This window comes from Curtobacterium sp. PhB142, assembly GCF_004341255.1.
Taxonomy (GTDB): Bacteria; Actinomycetota; Actinomycetes; order Actinomycetales; family Microbacteriaceae; genus Curtobacterium.
The window spans coordinates 31325-50818 of record NZ_SLUT01000015.1; the positions used below are offsets into that span (position 1 = coordinate 31325).

A 19494-nucleotide genomic window follows, 5' to 3' on the forward strand; every position below is an offset into this window, starting at 1 on the left:
GCCCAGAGAGGCGCTCCCTCCCCACGGGTCGATCGTGCTTCGACCACTTGCGGATTCGGGTTCCGTTACCTCGCACAGCATGCGCCTGCGCGGCCTGAACCGATAGGGGCAGTGCCCGATCAGCCGGGATCGGCGGTCAGGCGTTCCGTCGCTGCAGCGCTTCTGCAGCCTTGCCGAGCAGCCAGTTGACGGCCCAGCCCAGCACGCCGATGACCGGCAGTGCGAGGATCACGAGCGTCCAGAGGACCTTGACCACGAGCGTGCGCCGACGGTCACGCCAGACCTGCACGATCGCGAGGACCTCGAGGGTCAGCATCAGCAGGAGCACGAACACGTGCGACTCGGACAGGTCCATGAACACAGTGCGATCCCTCCGTGGCGGCCGCTGCCGCGCAACGAACCGACAGTAGGGCCGACGCCGCCGCCCACGCCACCTCCCGTCCAGGTGTCACCGCGCCACCGTTCCCGCACCCGCAATGTCTCGCCACTCCCGCGAACGGGCGAAATACCCCGGCCGGCCGGCTCCTCACCCCGGCATTTCGCCCGCTCGCACGAACGAGCACTCGTATTCCACCGGATGCATGCGAGTTGCGGCATGCGACCGCGAGCGGGCGAAATGCCCGGGTCGCGGGGCGCACAACCCCGGTATTTCGCCCGCTCGGCGTCCAGCGCGCGCCGACCGGGCGAGCGAGCGGGCCTGCGGGACGCGCGCGGGCAGGCGGGCGGGCAGGCAGGCAGCCGTCCGTGGGCGGGACCGACGCACGAGACGCGACCGTAGGGCGGGCGGGAGGCGCGGGGCGGGCCCGCACCGGGCCTCCCGTCCGTCAGCGGCGACCGTCTAGGGCCGCGCGCCCTCCTGCGGGACCGCCTGCGCGACCGGCAGGGAGTCGCTCGTCGTGCGGAGCGACTCCTGCCGGATCTCGAGCTGCGTGACCGCGAGGGCGGCCAGGTCGTGCAGGTTGGCGAGGTCGGCTTCGGTCGCCTGCCGCGGCTTCGTGTCGAGCACCGCGAGGGTGCCGATCGGGACGCCGTCGTGCCGCACGAGCGGCACGCTCACGTAGAACCTGATGCCGAGCGCGCCGGTGACGAGCGGGCTGTGCTGCATGTCGGGGTGGATCGACCCGTCCGGGATGACGACGGGGACAGCGACGGGCGCGAAGCCGTTGCCGAAGTTGATGTTGCGCGCTGCTTCGTCGACGCCCTCGGCGATGTACGACTGCGACCAGGCGCGGTCCTCGTCGAGCACCTCGACCAGGGCGATGGGCGCGTCGAACAGGCGGGCGGCCACCGCGGTCGTGCGGTGCAGGGCCTCGTCGGGCAGGGTGTCGAGCGTCGCCGGACGGGCCGTGTCGGCGTCGGCTCGCGCCGCACCGGCAGCGGCGGTCGGAGCCGCGGCCGTGGTGTCCACGACGTGGTCGGTGCCGGCGGTCTCGGTCATGACGACGTCGCGCAGCATCGTGACCAGCTCGGCGCCGGCGGGGCGCGCAGCCGGGTCCTGTGCGGTCATCGCACGGAGCAGCTGCTTCCAGTGCTCGGGCAGTGGCTCGGGCACGACCGGGTCGCGGGACAGCCGGGCGACCGCGGACTCGACGAGCGAGCCGGGGAACTCGCGGCGGCGGGTGAAGCACTGCAGCAGCACGAGGCCGAGGGAGTAGACGTCGCTCGGGCTCCCGACGTCACCGCCGCGGGCCTGCTCGGGGCTCAGGTAGGCGGCGGTGCCGGTGGTGACGCCGTCGGCGGTCATGCGTTCGACGCCCGCGGCGAGCGCGATGCCGAAGTCGGTGAGCCGCGCGCGGGCACGGTCGGAGTCGTGGCCGTAGTCGACGAGCAGGATGTTCGACGGCTTGATGTCGCGGTGCACGACGCCGTGGCTGTGGATGTAGTGCAGCGCCTCGGCCATGTCGTAGCCGATCTCGGCGATGTGGCGGGAGGCGAGCGGGCCGACGGCGAGGCGTTCCTCGAGGTCCTGGCCGACGACCAGCGCCATCACGAGGTACCGCTGGTGGGTGCCGTCGTGGCCGGTGACGACGCCGGTGTCGAGCAGGCTGACGAGGTTGTGGTGCTCGAGCGAGGCGAGCACGCCGAGTTCGGCCTCTTGCCGGGCGATGTCGACCGTGCCGGCGTGGAACACCTTGACGGCGACGGGGCGGTGCAGGCTCTCGTCGATGCCGCGGTACACGACGGACATGCCGCCTTGGCCGATGGCGTGTTCGAGTCGGTAGCGCCCGTCGAGCAGTGGGGCCGCGGACTGGGTGTCCTCGGTCGGACTCATCGAACCTCGTTCTCGGTGCGGGCAGGCGTCGGTGCATCCTCCCATCCCGACGGGGATCGTGGGGGCCCGCGGCGTTCTCCGGCTGAACGGCGCCGACGTGCGCGGCACGTCAGACCGTCACCGCCGGTGCGTCGCCACCGTGCTCACCCGCAGGTCCTCGAACGTGCTCGTGAACCCGGCACCGCCGAGCGAGATGAGCCCGATCCTCGGCGCGCTCCCGAGGTCCGCCGTCCAGGTCCCGCCTCGGACGAAGTGCCGCCCGTCGACGCTCGTGTAGGCCGTGTACCGGTGCTCCCCGCCGGCGACCCGGTGCACGATCCGGAGCGTGGTGGTGTCCCCGACCGGTCCGACGACCGTGTTGCCGTAGCTCGGCGCCCCAGCCGGTTGCCCGGACACCTGCTTGCCGAACTCCGTCTGCCGGGTGTTGAAGATCGAGTTCGACGTCAGCCGGACGTAGTTCCCGTCGTCGCCCCACACGATCAGTCCGCCCTGCACGTAGTTCACGCCGTCGCCGGTGGCGGGGCTGTCCACCGCGACGGTCGTCTGCAGCACGTAGTCGCCTCGCGGCGCCGGTTCGGACAGGACCGAGGCGAGTGGCGTCGCCGGCGGGTGGATGTCGGCGTCCTGCGTCTGCCAGCGGAACGTGCCGCCGCCGACGGTCCAGGTCGAGCGGTCGGGTTCACGGGTCCAGCGGAGCGCCGTGGGGAGCGTGGACCCGTCGAACGACGTCGACAGCGCACGGATGGTCCGTCCGGGAACGTCGACCGGTGCGGTGGTCGCCCGGTAGGTCGCGCGCTGCCCCGGCTGTGCGACCGGCCCCGGCTGCACCGTGTCGGACGGCCCCGCTCCGCCCCGCACGACGGGCCAGCCGTGCCGCCAGTCGAGCGGGTCGATGAGTGCCGGCCGCTTCGTGTACGTCGGCTGCCCCGCGTAGTACGGGTCGCCGCGGTCGACCGCGTGGTAGATGATCCAGTCCTGGCCGGCGAGATCGGTGACCACGGTGTTGTGCCCGGTGCCGACCCAGCGGTTGCCGTTCTGCGCGAGGAGGGGTGTCCCGCCGACCCGGGTGCTCGTGATCGCGACACCGTCCCGGTCGGTGAAGGGTCCGAGGGGGCTGCGCGACCGGGCGACGAAGACGCCGTACCCGGTCAGGGCGCCGTTGCAGCAGTTCGTGGCGGAGCCCGTGAAGTACCACCAGCCGTCGTGGCGCATCAAGTACGCGCCCTCGTACCGGTTGTCGATCGCGATCTGCCGCTCGCTCGCGGGGTCGGAGCGGAGTCCGTCGGCGCTGAGCGTGCGGACGTTGACGCCGCCGAAGTAGCTGCCGAAGTACAGGTACGTGGTGCCCTTGTCGGTGATGACCTCGGGGTCGAACGCCCAGCGCGCCCCGGTGCCGTTCGCGGCGGTCTGCGGTGCCACGACCGGGCCGCCGGAGTCCTTCCACGGACCGGTCGGGCTCGAGCTCGTCGCGACGCCGACCGCGGATCCCCCGCCGGTCGGTGCCGATGCCGAGGGCGTGTCGGACGCGGCGTAGTACAGGTACCAGGTGCCCGCGCGACCGCGGTCGCCCGCGCGGTACACGACGTCCGGCGCCCAGATCCCGTTGGCGGACCCCACCCACGCCGGTCGCGTCGGGAACGCGTCGTTCACGTACGTCCAGTGCGTCAGGTCGGTCGACCGGTAGGTCGGCACACCGTGCTGCACGAGCGACCCGTCGGCGTTCTGCTCCGTCGCCGTCAACGCGTCGGTCGTGCAGTACAGGTACCAGTTGCGGTCGCGCCCGACGCCGCGGATCGCGGTCGGGTCGGCGCAGCTCGCCGCCGTCTCGCCGTCGGGCAGGCTGAGCGCGACCGGGTTCCGGTGGGTCGGCGCCGCCGCGCCGCTGTGTCCGGTGGTCCGGTCCGCCACGGGCGTGGACGCCGCGGCGGGGCCGACCGGGAGGCCCGTGGCCGCGACCGCCGTGAGCGTCGCGACGGCGAGGATGGTTGCGACTGTTCGGCGCACGGGGTCCTGCTCTCATCGTCGAGGAAGGGCTGCGTGCGCGAGCGTACGCTCGCGGGCAGCGGACCGGGACGGTTCCGTCCGGTTCCGCGCGACGAAGGAGTCAGCGATGCCCGCGAGGTTCGTGTACTGGATGAACGTGTCGATCGACGGCTTCGTCGAGCGTGACGAGGGCGAACTCGGCGACGTCGAGGGGCCCGAGTGGATGCGGATCGACGAGCCGCTGCACCGTGAGTTCAACGCCCGCGCCGCGGCGATGACCCTGTCCGTCGAGGGGCGGGTCGTCCGCGACATGATGGACCCGTTCTGGCCGGACGCCCGCACCGACGAGTCGATGCCGGCGTTCATGCGCGAGTACGGCGAGGTCTGGACCGACCAGCCGAAGGTCCTGGTCTCGCGCACCCGGACCAGCGCCGACCACAACACCCGGGTCATCGGGGGCGACGACGCCATCGCGCAGCTCGCCGTCCTGCGTGAGGAGTCGGAGGGCGACATCGGCGTCGGCGGCCCGAACCTCGCGACGCAGTTGCTCGACGCGGGGCTGCTCGACGAGCTGTTGCTCTACACGCACCCCGCGGTGCTCGGCGCCGGTCGGCCGCTGTTCGACCCGCCGGCGACGGGCGTGCGACCGCCGGTGCTGCTGGACCTGCTCGAGCAGCGGGAGTACCACAACGGTGTCACGCTGCACCGCTACCAGGTGCTGCGGTAGTCACTCCCCCGAGGGCCCTGGACCGAAGATGACGAGTCGCCAGGCGCTCGGCCGGTCGCTGTCGAAGTCGTTGAACGCGACGCTGTCGACGTCCTTGCTCGATGACAGTTCGATCTGGTGCGGGCTGTCGCGGCAGTCCATCGGATCGAGTTCGATGCTCTGCGATCCGCCCGGCAGCACCGTCCGCACGATGCCACGCATGTGCCCGTTGCCGTAGCAGGAGAACTCGAGGTGGTCGATCGTCCGGGAGTCCGGGAACTGCACGCGGACGCCGGGCTCGAGATGGGCGGGGTCCTCGTCGCCGGGGCTCGTGTCGGCGCTCAGCACCCCGAGGACCGCATCCTCGGTCTCGGTCCTCGCCTCCTGCTGCGTCTTCCACTTGGCGAGCGCTTGCTCGTCGACGGGCGGCGCCGACGTGCAGCCGGCGAGCAGGGCCATGACGGCGAGCGCCGGCAGGACCAGGGCGGGGAGGTGTCGCACGGTGCGAGCTTAGCTACGCCTGGGTCAGTCGATGCGTGTGCAACGAGCGACGTCCCACCTGTCGATCGACAGGTGGGACGTCGCAGGACGCGTGCGCAGTCAGTCGGGTCAGACGTCGCGTCGACGTGCGACCGTCAACGCGAGTGCACCCACGACGAGCACCTCGCCCGCCAGGACACCGAAGCCGCCCCAGCCGTTCAGGACGATGTCGTCCTGACTGGCTTCCTGGCCGTCGTAGGAGTACGCGAAGAGCTGGCTGCCGGCCTGGTCGGGCAGGAACTTGAACACGTCACCGATCCACTCGGCGTTCAGCAGCCCGGCCACGAGCGACAGGATCACCGGCAGCACGAGCAGGATGCCGAGCGTGATCGCGATGCCACCGGCGCTGGACCGGACGAACAGCCCGATGCCGTAGGCGAGCAGCGCGAGGAGCGTCACGTACACCGACGAGCCGAGGATCGGCATGAACACCGACGGGTCGCCGATCTGCGGGCTCGTGCCGTCGGAGGCCAGGAGCAGCGCCGACAGCACCACGCCGATCCAGGTCGACACCACGCTCACGACGAAGGTCGTCAGCGCGAGGACGGTCGCCTTCGCGAGGATCACGCCCGTGCGACGGGGGTCAGCGGTGAAGGTCGAGCGGACCTGACCGGTGCCGTACTCGCCGGTGATGATGAGCACGCCGAGCACACCGACGACGAGCGCACTGAGCGAGACGCCCGTGGTGTTGATGCTCACGAAGCTGCCGTTCGCGACGTCCTGCGGGGAGTTCGCGGGCAGGTCGACGAAGGCGCCGAGCAGCCCGGCCATGCCGATCGTCAACACGGCCAGGATCGCGAAGCACCAGATCGTCGACCGGATGCTGCGGAGCTTGATCCACTCGCTGCGGACCAGGTGCGGGAACGACAGGCGGACCGAGTCCGGCACGGAAGCCGAGTGTGTCCGGGTGACGGGCGGGGTGGTGGCGCTCATCGGGTGCCCTCCGATCGGTACTCGACGTCGTCGCGGGTGAGGGCCATGTAGGCCTCCTCCAGGCTCGCGCCGGTCGGGGTGAGTTCGTGCAGTGCGACCCCGGCCTGGGCGGCGATGTTGCCGACCGTCGGTGCGTCGGGACCGACGACCAGGAAGGTGCCGTCCTCGCGCGGGGTGACGGTCGCGTTCGGGCCGATGGCCTGGAACAGCTGGTCGGGCGACGGCGTCCGGACGATGACCCGGCTGCCACCGCCAGCGGTGCCCGGTGCGACTCCCCCACCGGCGACGAACTCGGCGATCGGGGCGTCGGCGAGGACCTTGCCGCGGCCGAGCACGACCACGCGGTCGGCGGTCTGCGCCATCTCGCTCATCAGGTGGCTGGACAGGAACACGGTGCGACCGTCGGCGGCCATCCGGCGGGCGAGCTGCCGGACCCACAGGACGCCGTCGGGGTCGAGGCCGTTGACGGGCTCGTCGAGGATCAGGGTCTTCGGGTCGCCGAGCAGTGCGGCAGCGATTCCCAGACGCTGCCCCATGCCGAGCGAGAACCCGCCGACGCGCTTCTTCGCGACCGACTCGAGGCCGGTCATGTCGATGACCTCGTGCACGCGGGCCTTCGGGATGCCGTGGGTCGCCGCGAGCGAGAGGAGGTGGTTGTAGGCGCTGCGGCCCGAGTGGACCGCCTTCGCCTCGAGCAGGGCACCGACCTGTCGGAGCGGGTCGCGGAACGTCGTGTACGGCTGGCCGTTCACCGTCGCGCTCCCCGCCGTGGGCCGGTCGAGGCCCATGATCATGCGCATCGTGGTGGACTTCCCGGCGCCGTTCGGCCCCAGGAAGCCGGTCACACTGCCGGGTCGGACGACGAACGAGACGTCGTCCACGGCGGTCTTCGGACCGTACTGTTTGGTGAGGTGGCTGACTTCGATCACGGCGGCCACGCTATTGCAGCGGTGTCCGGCGGCGCGTCCGTCGGAAGGGGGATGTGTCAGGTGCCTGGGGGCGGACCCGCTCGGCGTAGCCTGTCGCCGTGAAGCAGGCACAGGACGACGGACCGTTCTTCCACGGCACCAAGGCCGACCTCGAGCCGGGCGACGTGCTCACCGCAGGCTTCCGGTCGAACTACCGCCCCGAGGTGGTCATGAACCACGTCTACTTCACGGCGGTCTCCGACGGCGCCGGGCTCGCGGCCGAGCTCGCCGCCGGTGACGCCGAACCGCGGGTCTACGAGGTCGCGCCGACCGGTCCGTACGAGGACGACCCCAACGTCACCGACAAGAAGTTCCCCGGCAACCCGACCCGGTCCTACCGCAGCACCGAACCGGTGCGGATCGTCCGCGAGGTCACCGACTGGCCCCGACTCACGCCCGACGCGCTGCGCCTCTGGCACGAGCGCCTGGCCGCACTGCGCGCGAACGAGCGCGGCGAGATCATCAACTGAGCCGGCTGGCGGACGGGAGGCGCGGGGCGGGGCCGCCACGGGCCTCCCGTCCGCTTCGCCCTGGTCTCAGGGCCCCGAACGCGCCCTGCGGACGTCAGCGGCTGAGCGCGTCGCTCGTCGTGACGGCGAAGCTGCCGTCGAGCGCCGCCATGAAGGCGGCGTGGACGCTCGCACCCGGGACGGTGACGCTCCCGGAGGTCAGGTCCGGCGCGGCGCACGCGTCGGCGACGACCGTCGCGGTGAAGCCGAGTTCGTGCGCGGCCCGGGTCGTCGAGTCGATGCACATGCTGCTCATCATCCCGACGATCGTGACCTCGTCGACTCCGGCGTCGGTCAGCAGTTCCTGGAGTCCGGTGCCGATGAAGCTGTTCGGCTCGTGCTTCTCGAGGACCGGCTCGCCGTCGAGGGGCGCGACCGACGGGTGGAAGTCGAGGCCCCGCGTGCCCGGCACGAAGAACGTGGCGTCGGGGTCGGTGGACACGTGGAAGGCGTGCACCACCAGGTCGCCGGCGGCGCGGAAGGAGTCGAGTACGGTTCGAGCCGCGGCGGCTGCTGCCTCGGGTTCGACGAGGGGGAAGGCCCCGCCCGGGAAGTAGTCCAGCTGGATGTCGACGAGGAGCAGCGCGCGGGTCATCGGTTCAGTATGGCGGGCGGCGGGCTCAGGCCGGGCCGTGTCCGGGCTGTTCGTCGCCGGGATCGCGGGCGAAGGCGAGGCTCTCCGCGATGATCGAGAGCACGACGTCCACCTCGTGGTCGTCGCGCGGCCCGTAGACGAGGAACTCGGTGCCGTGGTCCTCGTACTGGTGCGGGGTCGCCCACCCGAGAGCGGTGAGCTCGACGCCGCGCGCCGCCGGCAGGCACAGGTGCACCGAGGTGTCATCGACACCGTGCAGGTGCACGGGTTCGAGGCGCCCATCGGGAGCGAGCGACGTCCACGGCACGACGTGGTCGGCACGGTCGCGGAGGAACAGTGCGCGCGACGACGCCGGCGAGACCTGACTGTGCCCCTCGACCACGTCCGGTAGTGCCAGTGCGTCCGCGACGAGTCGTCCCCACCGCTCCGGGGTCGCGCGGTCAGTGAGCTGACGCTGTGGCCCGTCGTCGGACACGGACGGGCGGACACCGGGGCGAGGTGTGGAGATCACCGTTCGACGCTACCGGCGCGCTCCGCCGCCGCGGGTCACGGTTTCGCGCCGTTGCCGAACGCGCCGTGCAGCGTCGTGTCCGCGAAGGCCGTCGTGTCGATCACGGCGCGGACGCGGTCGAGGATGCCCTGGTCCTCCGAGTCCACGCCGATGACGAGCGAGCCGTAGTCGACGCGCATCGTGTACGGGATCGAGGCCTCGAGCCCGGTCACGTGCGGGGTCGCGGCGAGGGTCGCCAGTCCCTGCGCCACCGCAGTGGACGTCGAGATCGGGATCTGCTGGTCGAACGTGCCGTCGTAGTGGACGGTGCTGGCGATGTGCCCCTCGTCCGCCGGCACGGTCAGCGTCAGGGAGACGCCGGTCCACGCCAGTTCGGTGGCCATCGTCGTCGGGACGGCTCCAGCCTGAGCCGGGGTCGCGTCGGGGTCCATCGTGACCGTGAACCGCGATGCGAAGTGGTTCGACGTGACCCACCGGGTGGAGCAGGTCGGGTCCGGGGCGGAGCTGGGGGTGTTCGTGGTCGTCTGCGTCGCCTCGGCGACGGCCGGGAGCGCACGGACCTGTCGGAGGGCGGTGCGCACCTGGCTCGCGACGGCGGGGTCGAGCGTCGGCGCCGGGGTCGGGTCCGGTGTCGGGTCCGGATTCGCTGCCCCCGGTGCCGGCGCTTCGCCGCTCGGACACACCGCCGTCTCGGAGCCGCCCGATCCACCGGACCGCAGCGCGTCGCGTGCCAGTCCTTCGGCCGCCGAGCACGCGGTGAGCGGCACGGTGCAGGCGAGGGCGACGAGGAGTCCGATGACGAGACGAGAGCGCACCGGCCCAGTCTCGCTGCCGCGGGCTGCACGCCGGAGCCGGATCGGCGCGCTGTGTCCCGGGTGCTACCCGGTCGGCCGCCTCAGCGCGACTGGTCGTCCAGGTCGAGCGACGTGGTCAGTTCCGGGAACGCCCGCGCCTGCTCGATGAGCTGCTGCGCCTTCCGCACGACCCCCTCGACGCTGTCGGCACCGGCGACGAGGCGCACCGGTGGTGCGGACATCTCGGTCAGGGCGAGGAGCGTCCGGGCGAGCTTCGCCGGATCGCCGCTCTGCTTGCCCTCCATGCCGCGGAAGAACTCCTTGGTCTGGTCCGACGAGGACCGGTAGTCGTCGAGGTGGACGTCGCCCCAGAAGGTGGAGCTGCCTTCCGCGAGCAGGTCGGTCCGGAAGAAGCCGGGCTCGACGACCGTGGTGTGGATGCCGAACGGCAGGACCTCGTCGTGCAGCGCTTCCATCCACCCCTCGAGCGCGAACTTCGACGCGGCGTACGCGCTCCCACCGGCACCGGCGACGATGCCGGCGGTCGAGCTGATGCTGATGACCCGACCGGAGCCCTGCGCCCGCATGACGGGGAGCACCGCGCGGGTGACGTTCATCGCACCGAAGAAGTTCGTCTCCATCTGCGCGCGGAACTGCTCCGCGGAGACCTCTTCGAAGAACCCGCCCTGGAAGCTCCCGGCGTTGTTCACCAGGACGTCGATGCGGCCGAACCGCTCGATCGCTGCCTCGACCGCGCTCCGGACGGTGCGCTCGTCCGTGACGTCCAACGCGACGGCGAGCAGCTCGTCGTGCTGGCCGACCGCTGCGACGACACGTTCCGGGTCCCGCCCGGTCGCGACGACGTGGTGTCCGGCGTCCAGGGCGGCGCGCGCGAACTCGGTGCCCATGCCGCGGCTGGTCCCGGTGATGAAGAAGGTCTGGGGTTCGGTCATGCTCCCAGCGAAGACCACTTCCGCGCAACGAGTGAGGCTCTGCCGAAACGGGGTCGAGCAGAACCTCCCTCCCGACGCTCGAGCCGCCCTAGCGTCAGGGACATGGACCCCCTCGTGACCACGACCCCGTCGGCTCCGTCGGCTCCGTCGACCACTCTGGTTGCCGACGACCGGCTGCCGTGGTTCCCGCTCGCACTGCTCGCGGCGATCGGGTTCGTGCTCGTCGCCATGGAGACCATGCCCGCGGGCCTCCTGCCGGTCATCGCGGACGGCATGGGGACGTCCGAGGGCACGGTCGGACTGTTCGTCAGCGCCTACGCGATCGGCACGGTCATCGTCACGGTGCCGGCGATCGCACTCACGCGGGGCCTGCGCCGCAAGCCGTTGATCACGACGGCCATCGCCGTCCTGATCATCGCGAACACCCTCACCGCGTTCGCCCCGAACGTGACCATCGCGCTCGTCACGCGGTTCGTCGCCGGCGCGGCTTCCGGGATCATCTGGGGCATGTTCGCCACCTACGCGCGGCGCATCAGTCCCGCCCGGTTCGCGGGCGTCTCCCTCGCCATCGTCTCCACCGGTGCGCCCGTCGGCTTCGCGCTCGGCACACCGCTCGGGTCGTTCATCGGCACCGCCCTGGACTGGCGCTGGTCGTTCATCGGCCTCAGCCTCGTCGGGGTCGTCATACTCGCGCTGATCGCGGCGTTCGTGCCGGACGCACCCGGCCAGACCGGCACTGCGAAGCTCTCCGTGGTCAGGGTGTTCCGCATCCGCGGCATCGCGATCATCCTCGCCGTCATCGCCACGTGGATGGTCGCGCACAACACGATCTACACCTACATCTCCCCGTACCTGCGGGTGACCGGCACCGACCTCAGCGCCGGGCTCGTCCTCCTCGTCTACGGCATCGCGGCGATCCTCGGCGTCGTGGTCACGGGCGCGCTCCTCGACCGGCATCCCCGGCCGCTGCTGCACCTGAGCGTCGGACTGTTCGTCGTCACCGGGGTCGTCCTGCTCGTCGGCCACGCGTCGCCGGTCGCCGTCCTCGTCGCCGCCGTCCTGTGGGGTGTCAGCTTCGGAGGCGCCTCGACGCAGCTGCAGGCGGCGCTCACCACGGCAGGTGGGGAGAACGCCGACGTCGCCAGCGCCTTCCTGCCCGTCGCGTTCAACATCGCGATCTTCGTCGCCGGGATCTTCGGAGCCGCGCTGTTGACCGTGTTCGACGGACTGGTCTTGGCCGTGGTGATGATCGTCTTCGGGACGGTCGCTGCGGTGCTCACCCTGGTCGGTCGGCGCTCGGCGTTCCCCGCTCGGCTCTAGCGGACGGCCGACGGACGAGACGGCCGCCACGGTTCAACCGTTGACGAGGTCCCCGCCCCACGTCAGGTCGCTGTCCTCGTCGACCGCGAACGCCTCGAACCGGTCGTCGGCCAAGACCGCGTCGACCAGGGCACGTGACCCGGCGACGATCGTCGAGTCCCAGTCGATCTCCGACGCGAGCACCCAGGAGTGGTCTTCCGGCCAGAGCATCTGCGGGGTGTGGGCGAGGTCGACGACCGTCCCGATCCGAGCGCGGTCCAGCCACGTCGGGTCGGCGAGCTGCGGCAGGGTCATCGAGAGGAGGCAGCACTCGCGGTGCGGCCACGGGAAGAGCTCGACGGCGAGTGCGGCGCGGATCGCCGCCTGTTCTCCGTCGTGCACTGCTTGCTGCTCGACGACGTACCGCTGCATCGACTCGATCTCCTCCGCAGTCGGCTCGTCCGGACCCTGCCAACCGACGGCGAGCGCCGAACCACCGCTCAGTTCACCCCACCCGTCCCAGACCGCTGCGACCAGGTCGTCCGGCGTCGACGTGGCCTCGGCCAGGTGCTCGGTGAGCGCAGCGAGCAGGCTCGGCTCGAACCAGCCTTCCTCGGGCGGGTGGACGCGCCATCCGTCCTCGAACACCAGGTCGGACTCGTCGGTCCGGCCGGTCAGGCTCCGCCACTGGACGAGTGGGTGCGCGATGCCGCCCGTTCGCGACGCGACGTCGGACCACCGCCACCGGGCGGACTCGAGGACGGAGTGGTCGTCCCATTCGTCCACGATCGAACGGTCCCCTCGGTCCGCCGACACCGGATGGAGGATGCGCGCGTAGGCGTCGAAGCCGGTTCCGACTGTCCCGCCCACGGTGGCGAATACACCCGCCCGGGCGAGTAGCCAGGTGCCGCGGGAGACGTCGGTGATCAGTTCCACGTGCAGAGCCTAGACACCCACGCGATCGTGGGTCGACTGACGACTCGAGTTGCGGGACAAGGGTGAAGCACGCCAAACTCTTACGCAGTATTTGATAGTTGAAACTTCAGGAGATCAATGTCTGTTCGGCTGAAAACGAAGTCTGCCCTCGGGGGAGTGATCGGCGTCGCGCTCACAGTGTCAGGGCTGGGCGCCACTGGTCCGGCGACCGCGGCGGAGAAACCGGGCGCACAGGACGCTCGAGCAGCGTGGGGCAGCTACCACAAGATCATCAGCAAGACGTCGACTGGAAGCCACGTAGGCTCCCAGAAACTCGCATCGTGTGGATCACGAACCGCCGCGATGGACTGCTCACTCACTCGCGGAAGGACGGCCAACCGCACGATCGGACTCGACTTGGGCGCCTCTCGCGGCTGGGCTGCTGGCCAGTTGAAGATCAGCGCCTCGACCACCCAGAGCGTCTCGGTGACCTGCAGCAAGCGGAAGGTCCCCAAGGGCAAGCAACTCGTCGCGTACCCGGTCGGCGTTCGCTACAAGTACAAGATCCAGAAGCACATCACCGGCGCTGGCAAGGACTACGTGTCGGGCACGTCGAAGTGGCTGTACGCGTTCAATCCTGGCAGCGCACGCGTCTCCTGCGACATCAGGAGCTTCTAGCTAAAGGAGGACGCATGCGCATCACTCTCGTTTCCGTTGCGATCGTGACCACACTGCTCGGGTTGTCAGGGTGCACTTCCGCTCCTGACGTCGCGACCACCGATCTCATCGGCAAGAGCGTCGCGCTGGCCACCGAGCAGGTCCCCTCGGGTCGGTCGTACGCATGGTACGACCTCACCGAGCAGATCCTCCACCGGGAAGGCGACTTGATCGGAGGGGCCGAACCGGATGGCGAAGGCGGCGTGATCGTCGCCGTGTGCGCGGACGCTGAGGCCATCGGACGCACCTCGAGCATCACCACTGGCGCCATCCCTGCCGGCGATTACCACGGACGGATCAAGCGCGAAGCCGAGGCGGGAGCCTTTGACGCACTCCTTCCGGAGTGTCAGCGTCAAGGCTGATCCCGTGCGACTCCGGCCGTCAGGGCCAACCCGGCAGTCAGGCCTCCATCGACGGCCTGGCTGGACGGCCAACGCGCAGCTCGGGGAACTGCTCGTCGCGCCACTCACCGTCGATCGGCGTGCCACTTGCGGCCGCACGCTCCTCGCGCTCCCGCAGCTCCACGCGCCGGATCTTGCCCGAGATGGTCTTCGGCAGCTCCGCGAACTCGACCCGACGCACGCGTGCGTACGCCGGGAGTGCGGTCCGCGCGTACGCGAGCACCTGTTCGGCGGTTTCCGCCGTCGCGTCGAACCCGGCGGCGAGCGTCACGTACGCCTTGACGACGTTGAGCCGGGCGTCGTCCGGCGCGGGTACGACGGCGCTCTCTGCCACGGCGGGGTGCTGCAGCAGGGCACTCTCGACCTCGAACGGTGACACCTTGTAGTCGGACGACTTGAACACGTCGTCGGTCCGACCGATGAAGGCCAGCTCCCCGTCGGCGTCCCGCACCGCGATGTCGCCGGTGTGGAAGAAGCCGTCACGCATCGATGCCGCGGTCCGGTCGGGGTCACCGAGGTACTCGGCCATCAGGTTGACCGGTCGCTCGTCGAGGTCGAGGCAGACCTCGCCCTCGTCGCCGGGCTGCCCGGTGACCGGGTCGAGCAGCGTCACGGTCACACCGGGCAACGCGCGGCCCATCGCCCCCGGGGTCACAGCGCTGCCGGGGGCATTGCCGATGATCGCGGTGGTCTCGGTCTGCCCGTAGCCGTCGCGGATGGTCAGACCCCAAGCGCGTTCGACGCGGTCGATGACCTCGGGGTTCAGCGGTTCTCCGGCCGACACGACCTCGCGCAGTGCCCGAGGGCGCGCACCGAGATCGGACTGGAGCATCATCCGCCAGGCGGTGGGCGGTGCGCAGAACGTGCTCACCTCGGCGGACTCCAGCTGGGCGAGGAGCGCGGCCGGATCGAACCGCGGGGTGTCGTGGACGAAGACGGTCGCCTCGGCGATCCACGGCGCGAAGAAGCAGCTCCAGGCGTGCTTGCCCCAGCCCGGTGAGCTGATCGCCAGGTGCACGTCTCCGGGCCGCAGACCGAGCCAGTGCATCGTGCTGAGGTGTCCGACCGGGTACGACGTCTGGGTGTGCACGACCATCTTCGGCTTCGAGGTCGTGCCCGACGTGAAGTAGACGAGGCAGGGATCGGCGGTCTTGGTGACCACGACCGGTCGCGACTCCCCCGCGGGCGCTGGTTCGCCGAGATCCGACGGGTAGTCCGTCCACCCGTCCGCCGTGCCGCCGATCACCACGCGCGAGAATTCCCCGCGGACGTCGTCGTACTTCGCGGTCTCGCTGCGGTTCGTGACGACGTGTGCGACGGCTCCGCGGTCGACGCGGTCCTGCAGGTCGGCGGTGTCGAGCATCGTCGACGTCGGCAGGATCACCGCTCCGAGCTTGATCACCGCGAGCATCGTCTCCCACAGCTCGAGCTGGTTGCCGAGCATGACGAGCACGTGGTCGCCCTTCCGGACGCCGTGCTCGTGCAGGCGAACGGCCAAACGGTCGGACCGGGCGGCCATCTCCGCGTAGCTGAGCCGCTGTTCCGAGCCGGCCGCGTCGACGATCCAGAGCGCGATGCGGTCGTTCCCGGCCGCGATGACGTCGAACCAGTCGTCCGCCCAGTTGAAGGTGTCGCCGAGGTCCGGCCACCGGAAGGCGGCGCGGGCGGCATCGGCGGACTCTGCGGAGAGCAACTGGTCACGGGCAGCGCGGTACGCGGCGGTCACGTTCGGGTTGGGCACGGACCGATCATGCCGCATCCTTCTGGTCGCCGATCCCGAACAGCCGACGTGCGTTCCCCGACGTGAACGCGTCGCGGGCCGCGTCCGAGGGGAACTGCTGCAGGAACGTGTCGATCTCGGCGGCGGAGGGTCGCTGGAACGGGTGGTCGGTGGAGAACAGCAGCCGATCGGTCGTCGTGACGTCCAGCGCGTGCCGGAGCAGCGTGGGGCTGAGCATGCCCGAGCTGGTGATGTGGACGTTGGAGCGGACGGTGTCGGACACCGTCCGCTCGAGCCCGGCGATCCGCGACAGGCTGTCCGCGCGGTCGAGCCAGAAGAGCAGCAGCTCGCCCCAGTGGCCCAGCACGACCTGCAGGTCCGGGTGCCGGTCGAAGGTGCCGCCGACGATCAGGCGCAGTGCCGCGCGTGCCGCCTCGAGGTGCCACCCCCACCCGAAGGTCGCCAATCCGAGCTCGACCATCGGTTCGAACCCCTCGTACGCCACTTCGCGCAGCTGCTTCGACGGGATCTGCGGGTGGATGAAGACCGGCTGCCCGAGCGACGCCGCGACGGCGAAGAGGTCGTCGTACCGGCGGTCGTCGAGCTGCACCTCGCCCGTCCGCCCGTAGACCATCGCCCCCACGCAACCGAGGCCGGCAGTGCGCTCCAGTTCGGCGACGGCAGCGTCCGGGTCGGCCATCGGCAGGGTCGCGAACGCGCGGAACCGGTCCGGGTGGTCCGCGACCGCGGCGATCGCGATGTCGTTCGCCTGCCGACTCAGCGGGATCGCGTCCGCGGCATCGAGCGGCTGCGCTCCGGGCGGCGCAAGGGACAGCACCTGGACGTCGATCCCCTGCGCGTCCATCGCTGCGAGCCGGGCGTCACCGAGGTCACGGAGCAGCTCGCCGTTGTCGCCGAGTTCGTCCAGCGCCGTGCTCGGGTCGCGGCGGTCGTCGGGCAGGGCGTTGACGGCGTCCGTCAGGGCCGGGTGGTTCCAGTGCTCTTCGATCGCGATCAGGGTCATCGGGGTTCCTCCGTCAGGTCGTGCACCGATGCGTTCGCTCATCGGCGTTGAGTGAACCGTACACCTCGCTCAACGCCGTAGAGTCGGACGCATGGCCGAGACCTCACGCGACGCGAAACGCGCACAGACCGCCGAGCGCATCCGCGCAGCCGCTCGGCGGCAGTTCGGTGCGAACGGGTACGAGGGCACGACGATCCGGAGCATCGCCGCAGCAGCGGGCATCGATCCGTCGCTCGTGATGCAGCACTTCGGGTCGAAGGCGGCACTGTTCGCGACCGCCGTGCAGCTGCCGGCCACGTCGGACGGCGGGAGCGAGCGTGCGGCGGCCGACCACCTGCTCGACGTCCTGGGCATCCGGTTCGACGCGCTCCCCGCCGAGACGGCCGCGCTCGTCCGGTCGATGCTGACGGTTCCCGAGGCGGCGGACACCATGCGCGGCTACCTCGACGAGCGGGTCGAGAACCTGGCGCGCTCTCTCGACGGCGACGACGCCCGGCTGCGGGCGTTGATGACCGTGAGCGGCATCCTCGGCATCACGATCACGCAGCACTTCCTGCGCCTCAGCGCGTTCGAAGGCGCGTCACGTGACGACCTGCTCCGCGCGGCGCAGGGCTGGGTGGAGTCGCTCACGACGGAGGCCGGGGCATCCACTCGCTGAGCCGGGTCAGTCCAGACTGTTCAGCCACGTCTCGAGCCACGGCACGATGTCCGACAGGTCCGCCGTGTCGATCGCGGTCGATGCTGCCGCCCTGGCCGCTCCGGTCGCGTTGAGAGCCAGCGCCGCGGGGACCACCTCGAAGAGTGGGATGTCCGACCGACTGTCCCCGATCGCACAGCACCGCTCGATCGGCACGCCACGGGCCAGCGCGTACCGGAGCGCACGGTCTCGCTTGTCGAACTCGTCGAAGTGCTCCGCCACCGCCCCGTCGTAGGTGCCACCCGTGACCCCGACCCGCGGTCCGCCGTGCGCGACGAACCCGAACCGCCGCGCGAGCGACCGAGTGACCGGCTGCCACGCGAGCGACGCCAGCACGGGGACGACCTGGTGCGTGCGGCACCACGCCACCACGAGCTCCACACCGGGGAGCACCGGTAGGTCGTCGAGCCAGCGGTCCACGGTCGTCGTCGATGCGCCGCGCCAGCCCGCGGCATCGATCTCGCTCACCTGTCGATTCGTGAGCGAGCCGTCGGCGTACCGACGCTCAGCCTCGTCCAGCGCGTCCTGGTGCCCGAATCGTTCCGCGAGATGACTGCTGCTCGAACCGGTCGACACGAGCGTCCCGTCGACGTCGAAGAAGACCATGCCGCGCACCGGCTCCGTCACTGCTCCCGATCCTCCGGCATCGCCGCGCGGATTGCTGCGATCGTGTCTGCGGTCTCGACGTGCAGGTGCGCCCGGATCCCGACCGCCCGCGCAGCCTCGATGTTCTCCGGTACGTCGTCGACGAAGAGGACATCCGCGGGCGCGGCAGCGAGCCGATCGAGCGTGATCCGGAAGGCCTCTGGCTCCGGCTTCGTGACCCCGATCTCGTGGCTGTAGCAGATCGGGTCGAACACGGCCGCGAACCCGAATCGTCGCTCCTCTTCCTGACGGGCGCCGTCACCGGAATTGGACAGGATCGCGAGCGCGACCGTCCCGCGCAGACCGGCGACGAAGTCGAAGAGCGGCTCGTTCAAGGAGCCGCAGTACGCGTCCCAGAAGTCGTCTCGCATCGACGCGAGCACCTCGGCCGAGGCGCCGAGAGCGGCGCCGATCTTCCCCCAGTACTCGTCGTCGACCCCGGTCCGTCGCGCGGCATCGGGCAGGTCGGCGTCCGACAACCGCGAGGAGAACTCCTCGTCCGTCATGCCGAACGCAGCCGCCCACCGCGTGCGGAACTGCCCGGGCCATGCCGCGTCGTCGACCATCTCGAGCACGCCACCGACGTCGAGCAGCAGCCACCGCACCCCACCGCCGGTCATGCGGAGATCCCGTCGAGTCGACGGATCATCTCGAGCTCCCGCTCGTCGGGCGCGAGGACGTACGGCTCGGTCGCCCCGGTCAGCTCGTACCCACGTCGCGCGTAGAAGGCCTGCGCCCGGAGGTTGCGCTCGTGCACGTGGAGTCGGAGCGTGGCGCCGTGGCCGGAAGCCCACGACTCGATGGCGTCGAGCAACGCATCGGTCACGCCGGCCGCACGGCCGCGGTGCGACGGTGCGACGTACACCCCGACCAGCAACGGTCCGGTCGCGGCGTCGGGTATGAACGACCCCATCGCACCGACCCAGCGGCCTTCGGCGTCGATCGCCACGAGCGAGGTCCCCCCGACGTCCTGACCGCGGCGACCCCGCGCACGCCATTCGGTCTCGTCGAGGTGCTCGGCGTCCGCCAGGTGCTCCGCGTAAGCCATCGGGGTGTCCTGGATCATCTCCAGGCGGAGCGCTCGGACGGCTTCCCAGTCAGCTTCGGTCGTCGGTCGGATCGTTATCCCCTGCATGGACCGAGCGTAGGACAGACAGCCGTCGGCGAAACTCGTCCGAACGGATTCCAATCGACTTGGGGCAGGGCGCCGAATCACCTGCACAGACCGGGAACCACCCGGAGCGCTCACCAGCCGCACATTGCTGGTTCTCCACCCTGCACCAGGGTGTGTTCGGCGCGCACACAGCAGCCG

At 70.7% G+C, this 19494-nt stretch carries 22 protein-coding genes; 6 read left to right on the forward strand and 16 right to left on the reverse strand.

What is annotated here, in order from left to right:
* Window positions 1-136: 136 nt before the first annotated feature.
* The 3 genes from EDF31_RS19080 to EDF31_RS19090 form a co-directional block, all read right to left on the reverse strand.
* Window positions 137-355, reverse strand: a complete 219-nt coding sequence (locus EDF31_RS19080) for a PLDc N-terminal domain-containing protein (RefSeq protein WP_131847564.1) — start codon at window positions 353-355, stop codon at window positions 137-139.
* A gap of 483 nt (window positions 356-838) precedes the next feature.
* Window positions 839-2272, reverse strand: coding sequence for a GAF domain-containing serine/threonine-protein kinase (locus tag EDF31_RS19085; protein ID WP_131847566.1), 1434 nt, complete (start codon window positions 2270-2272; stop codon window positions 839-841).
* 117 nt (window positions 2273-2389) lie between these two features.
* On the reverse strand, window positions 2390-4276 hold the full coding sequence (locus EDF31_RS19090) for a family 43 glycosylhydrolase (RefSeq protein WP_131847568.1): 1887 nt from the start codon (window positions 4274-4276) through the stop codon (window positions 2390-2392).
* A gap of 106 nt (window positions 4277-4382) precedes the next feature.
* On the opposite strand from EDF31_RS19090, the gene EDF31_RS19095 reads away from it, so the two are divergent.
* Window positions 4383-4982 (forward strand): dihydrofolate reductase family protein, encoded by a 600-nt coding sequence (locus tag EDF31_RS19095; protein ID WP_123294920.1) that lies wholly within the window; start codon window positions 4383-4385, stop codon window positions 4980-4982.
* Here EDF31_RS19095 and EDF31_RS19100 read toward each other — a convergent pair whose 3' ends face one another.
* From EDF31_RS19100 to EDF31_RS19110, 3 genes are all read right to left on the reverse strand, one after another.
* The gene (locus EDF31_RS19100; protein ID WP_131847570.1) at window positions 4983-5462 is read right to left on the reverse strand and encodes a hypothetical protein; all 480 of its coding nucleotides are present in this window, start codon (window positions 5460-5462) and stop codon (window positions 4983-4985) included. It lies immediately after the preceding gene.
* Between the two features lie 108 nt (window positions 5463-5570).
* Window positions 5571-6434, reverse strand: coding sequence for an ABC transporter permease (locus tag EDF31_RS19105; protein WP_131847572.1), 864 nt, complete (start codon window positions 6432-6434; stop codon window positions 5571-5573).
* Window positions 6431-7363 (reverse strand): ABC transporter ATP-binding protein, encoded by a 933-nt coding sequence (locus EDF31_RS19110; RefSeq protein WP_131847574.1) that lies wholly within the window; start codon window positions 7361-7363, stop codon window positions 6431-6433. The genes EDF31_RS19105 and EDF31_RS19110 overlap by 4 nt, the downstream gene beginning before the upstream one ends.
* Before the next feature lie 98 nt (window positions 7364-7461).
* Between EDF31_RS19110 and arr the strand changes: the two genes are divergently transcribed.
* Window positions 7462-7872, forward strand: coding sequence for an NAD(+)--rifampin ADP-ribosyltransferase (arr, locus tag EDF31_RS19115; RefSeq protein ID WP_131847576.1), 411 nt, complete (start codon window positions 7462-7464; stop codon window positions 7870-7872).
* Between the two features lie 94 nt (window positions 7873-7966).
* On the opposite strand, the gene EDF31_RS19120 is transcribed toward arr, so the two are convergent.
* From EDF31_RS19120 to EDF31_RS19135, 4 genes are all read right to left on the reverse strand, one after another.
* Complete coding sequence (locus EDF31_RS19120; protein WP_131847578.1) at window positions 7967-8506, reverse strand: cysteine hydrolase family protein; 540 nt, start codon at window positions 8504-8506, stop codon at window positions 7967-7969.
* 25 nt (window positions 8507-8531) lie between these two features.
* Window positions 8532-9017, reverse strand: a complete 486-nt coding sequence (locus EDF31_RS19125; RefSeq protein WP_243650159.1) for a luciferase family protein — start codon at window positions 9015-9017, stop codon at window positions 8532-8534.
* A gap of 35 nt (window positions 9018-9052) precedes the next feature.
* Window positions 9053-9832, reverse strand: coding sequence for a hypothetical protein (locus tag EDF31_RS19130; RefSeq protein WP_243650161.1), 780 nt, complete (start codon window positions 9830-9832; stop codon window positions 9053-9055).
* A gap of 80 nt (window positions 9833-9912) precedes the next feature.
* Window positions 9913-10764, reverse strand: a complete 852-nt coding sequence (locus tag EDF31_RS19135) for an SDR family NAD(P)-dependent oxidoreductase (RefSeq protein WP_131847580.1) — start codon at window positions 10762-10764, stop codon at window positions 9913-9915.
* 102 nt (window positions 10765-10866) lie between these two features.
* On the opposite strand from EDF31_RS19135, the gene EDF31_RS19140 reads away from it, so the two are divergent.
* Entirely contained in the window at window positions 10867-12084 is a 1218-nt protein-coding gene (locus EDF31_RS19140; RefSeq protein WP_131847582.1) for an MFS transporter, read from the forward strand.
* A gap of 33 nt (window positions 12085-12117) precedes the next feature.
* Here EDF31_RS19140 and EDF31_RS19145 read toward each other — a convergent pair whose 3' ends face one another.
* Window positions 12118-12999 carry a hypothetical protein gene (locus EDF31_RS19145; RefSeq protein ID WP_131847584.1) on the reverse strand — a complete coding sequence of 294 codons (882 nt, stop codon included), beginning with the start codon at window positions 12997-12999 and terminating at the stop codon, window positions 12118-12120.
* A gap of 396 nt (window positions 13000-13395) precedes the next feature.
* On the opposite strand from EDF31_RS19145, the gene EDF31_RS19150 reads away from it, so the two are divergent.
* Complete coding sequence (locus tag EDF31_RS19150) at window positions 13396-13656, forward strand: hypothetical protein (protein ID WP_123936758.1); 261 nt, start codon at window positions 13396-13398, stop codon at window positions 13654-13656.
* Window positions 13657-13670: 14 nt separating this feature from the next.
* The gene (locus tag EDF31_RS19155) at window positions 13671-14057 is read left to right on the forward strand and encodes a hypothetical protein (protein ID WP_123936757.1); all 387 of its coding nucleotides are present in this window, start codon (window positions 13671-13673) and stop codon (window positions 14055-14057) included.
* Window positions 14058-14094: 37 nt separating this feature from the next.
* Here the strand turns inward: EDF31_RS19155 and EDF31_RS19160 are convergent, their stop codons facing one another.
* Together EDF31_RS19160 and EDF31_RS19165 are read right to left on the reverse strand one after the other, a co-directional pair.
* Window positions 14095-15837, reverse strand: a complete 1743-nt coding sequence (locus EDF31_RS19160) for an AMP-binding protein (protein WP_243650163.1) — start codon at window positions 15835-15837, stop codon at window positions 14095-14097.
* A gap of 7 nt (window positions 15838-15844) precedes the next feature.
* Window positions 15845-16840 (reverse strand): amidohydrolase family protein, encoded by a 996-nt coding sequence (locus EDF31_RS19165; RefSeq protein ID WP_131847598.1) that lies wholly within the window; start codon window positions 16838-16840, stop codon window positions 15845-15847.
* Between the two features lie 91 nt (window positions 16841-16931).
* Here EDF31_RS19165 and EDF31_RS19170 point away from each other — a divergent pair, with 91 nt between their 5' ends.
* Entirely contained in the window at window positions 16932-17498 is a 567-nt protein-coding gene (locus EDF31_RS19170; RefSeq protein WP_131847588.1) for a TetR/AcrR family transcriptional regulator, read from the forward strand.
* 6 nt (window positions 17499-17504) lie between these two features.
* Here the strand turns inward: EDF31_RS19170 and EDF31_RS19175 are convergent, their stop codons facing one another.
* Genes EDF31_RS19175 through EDF31_RS19185 form a run of 3 tightly spaced genes read right to left on the reverse strand, consistent with a single transcriptional unit; the run spans window position 17505 to window position 19317 of the window.
* Window positions 17505-18164, reverse strand: a complete 660-nt coding sequence (locus tag EDF31_RS19175; protein ID WP_243650165.1) for a haloacid dehalogenase-like hydrolase — start codon at window positions 18162-18164, stop codon at window positions 17505-17507.
* A complete protein-coding gene (locus tag EDF31_RS19180; protein ID WP_131847590.1) occupies window positions 18161-18802 on the reverse strand; it encodes an HAD-IA family hydrolase in 642 nt (213 codons plus the stop codon). The genes EDF31_RS19175 and EDF31_RS19180 overlap by 4 nt, the downstream gene beginning before the upstream one ends.
* Window positions 18799-19317: a GNAT family N-acetyltransferase gene (locus EDF31_RS19185; protein ID WP_131847592.1), complete on the reverse strand. Its 519-nt coding sequence runs from the start codon at window positions 19315-19317 to the stop codon at window positions 18799-18801. Before EDF31_RS19185 ends, EDF31_RS19180 begins: the two co-directional genes overlap by 4 nt.
* Window positions 19318-19494: the final 177 nt, after the last annotated feature.

Bases quoted from the DNA above. Each gene is read 5' to 3' on its own strand.
- EDF31_RS19180 (WP_131847590.1), bottom strand. From the start codon at position 18,802: ATGACCGGCGGTGGGGTGCGGTGGCTGCTGCTCGACGTCGGTGGCGTG.
- EDF31_RS19140 (WP_131847582.1), top strand. From the start codon at position 10,867: ATGGACCCCCTCGTGACCACGACCCCGTCGGCTCCGTCGGCTCCGTCG.
- EDF31_RS19095 (WP_123294920.1), top strand. From the start codon at position 4,383: ATGCCCGCGAGGTTCGTGTACTGGATGAACGTGTCGATCGACGGCTTC.
- EDF31_RS19135 (WP_131847580.1), bottom strand. From the start codon at position 10,764: ATGACCGAACCCCAGACCTTCTTCATCACCGGGACCAGCCGCGGCATG.
- EDF31_RS19080 (WP_131847564.1), bottom strand. From the start codon at position 355: ATGGACCTGTCCGAGTCGCACGTGTTCGTGCTCCTGCTGATGCTGACC.
- EDF31_RS19170 (WP_131847588.1), top strand. From the start codon at position 16,932: ATGGCCGAGACCTCACGCGACGCGAAACGCGCACAGACCGCCGAGCGC.
- EDF31_RS19105 (WP_131847572.1), bottom strand. From the start codon at position 6,434: ATGAGCGCCACCACCCCGCCCGTCACCCGGACACACTCGGCTTCCGTG.
- EDF31_RS19165 (WP_131847598.1), bottom strand. From the start codon at position 16,840: ATGACCCTGATCGCGATCGAAGAGCACTGGAACCACCCGGCCCTGACG.
- EDF31_RS19185 (WP_131847592.1), bottom strand. From the start codon at position 19,317: ATGCAGGGGATAACGATCCGACCGACGACCGAAGCTGACTGGGAAGCC.
- EDF31_RS19155 (WP_123936757.1), top strand. From the start codon at position 13,671: ATGCGCATCACTCTCGTTTCCGTTGCGATCGTGACCACACTGCTCGGG.
- EDF31_RS19085 (WP_131847566.1), bottom strand. From the start codon at position 2,272: ATGAGTCCGACCGAGGACACCCAGTCCGCGGCCCCACTGCTCGACGGG.
- EDF31_RS19120 (WP_131847578.1), bottom strand. From the start codon at position 8,506: ATGACCCGCGCGCTGCTCCTCGTCGACATCCAGCTGGACTACTTCCCG.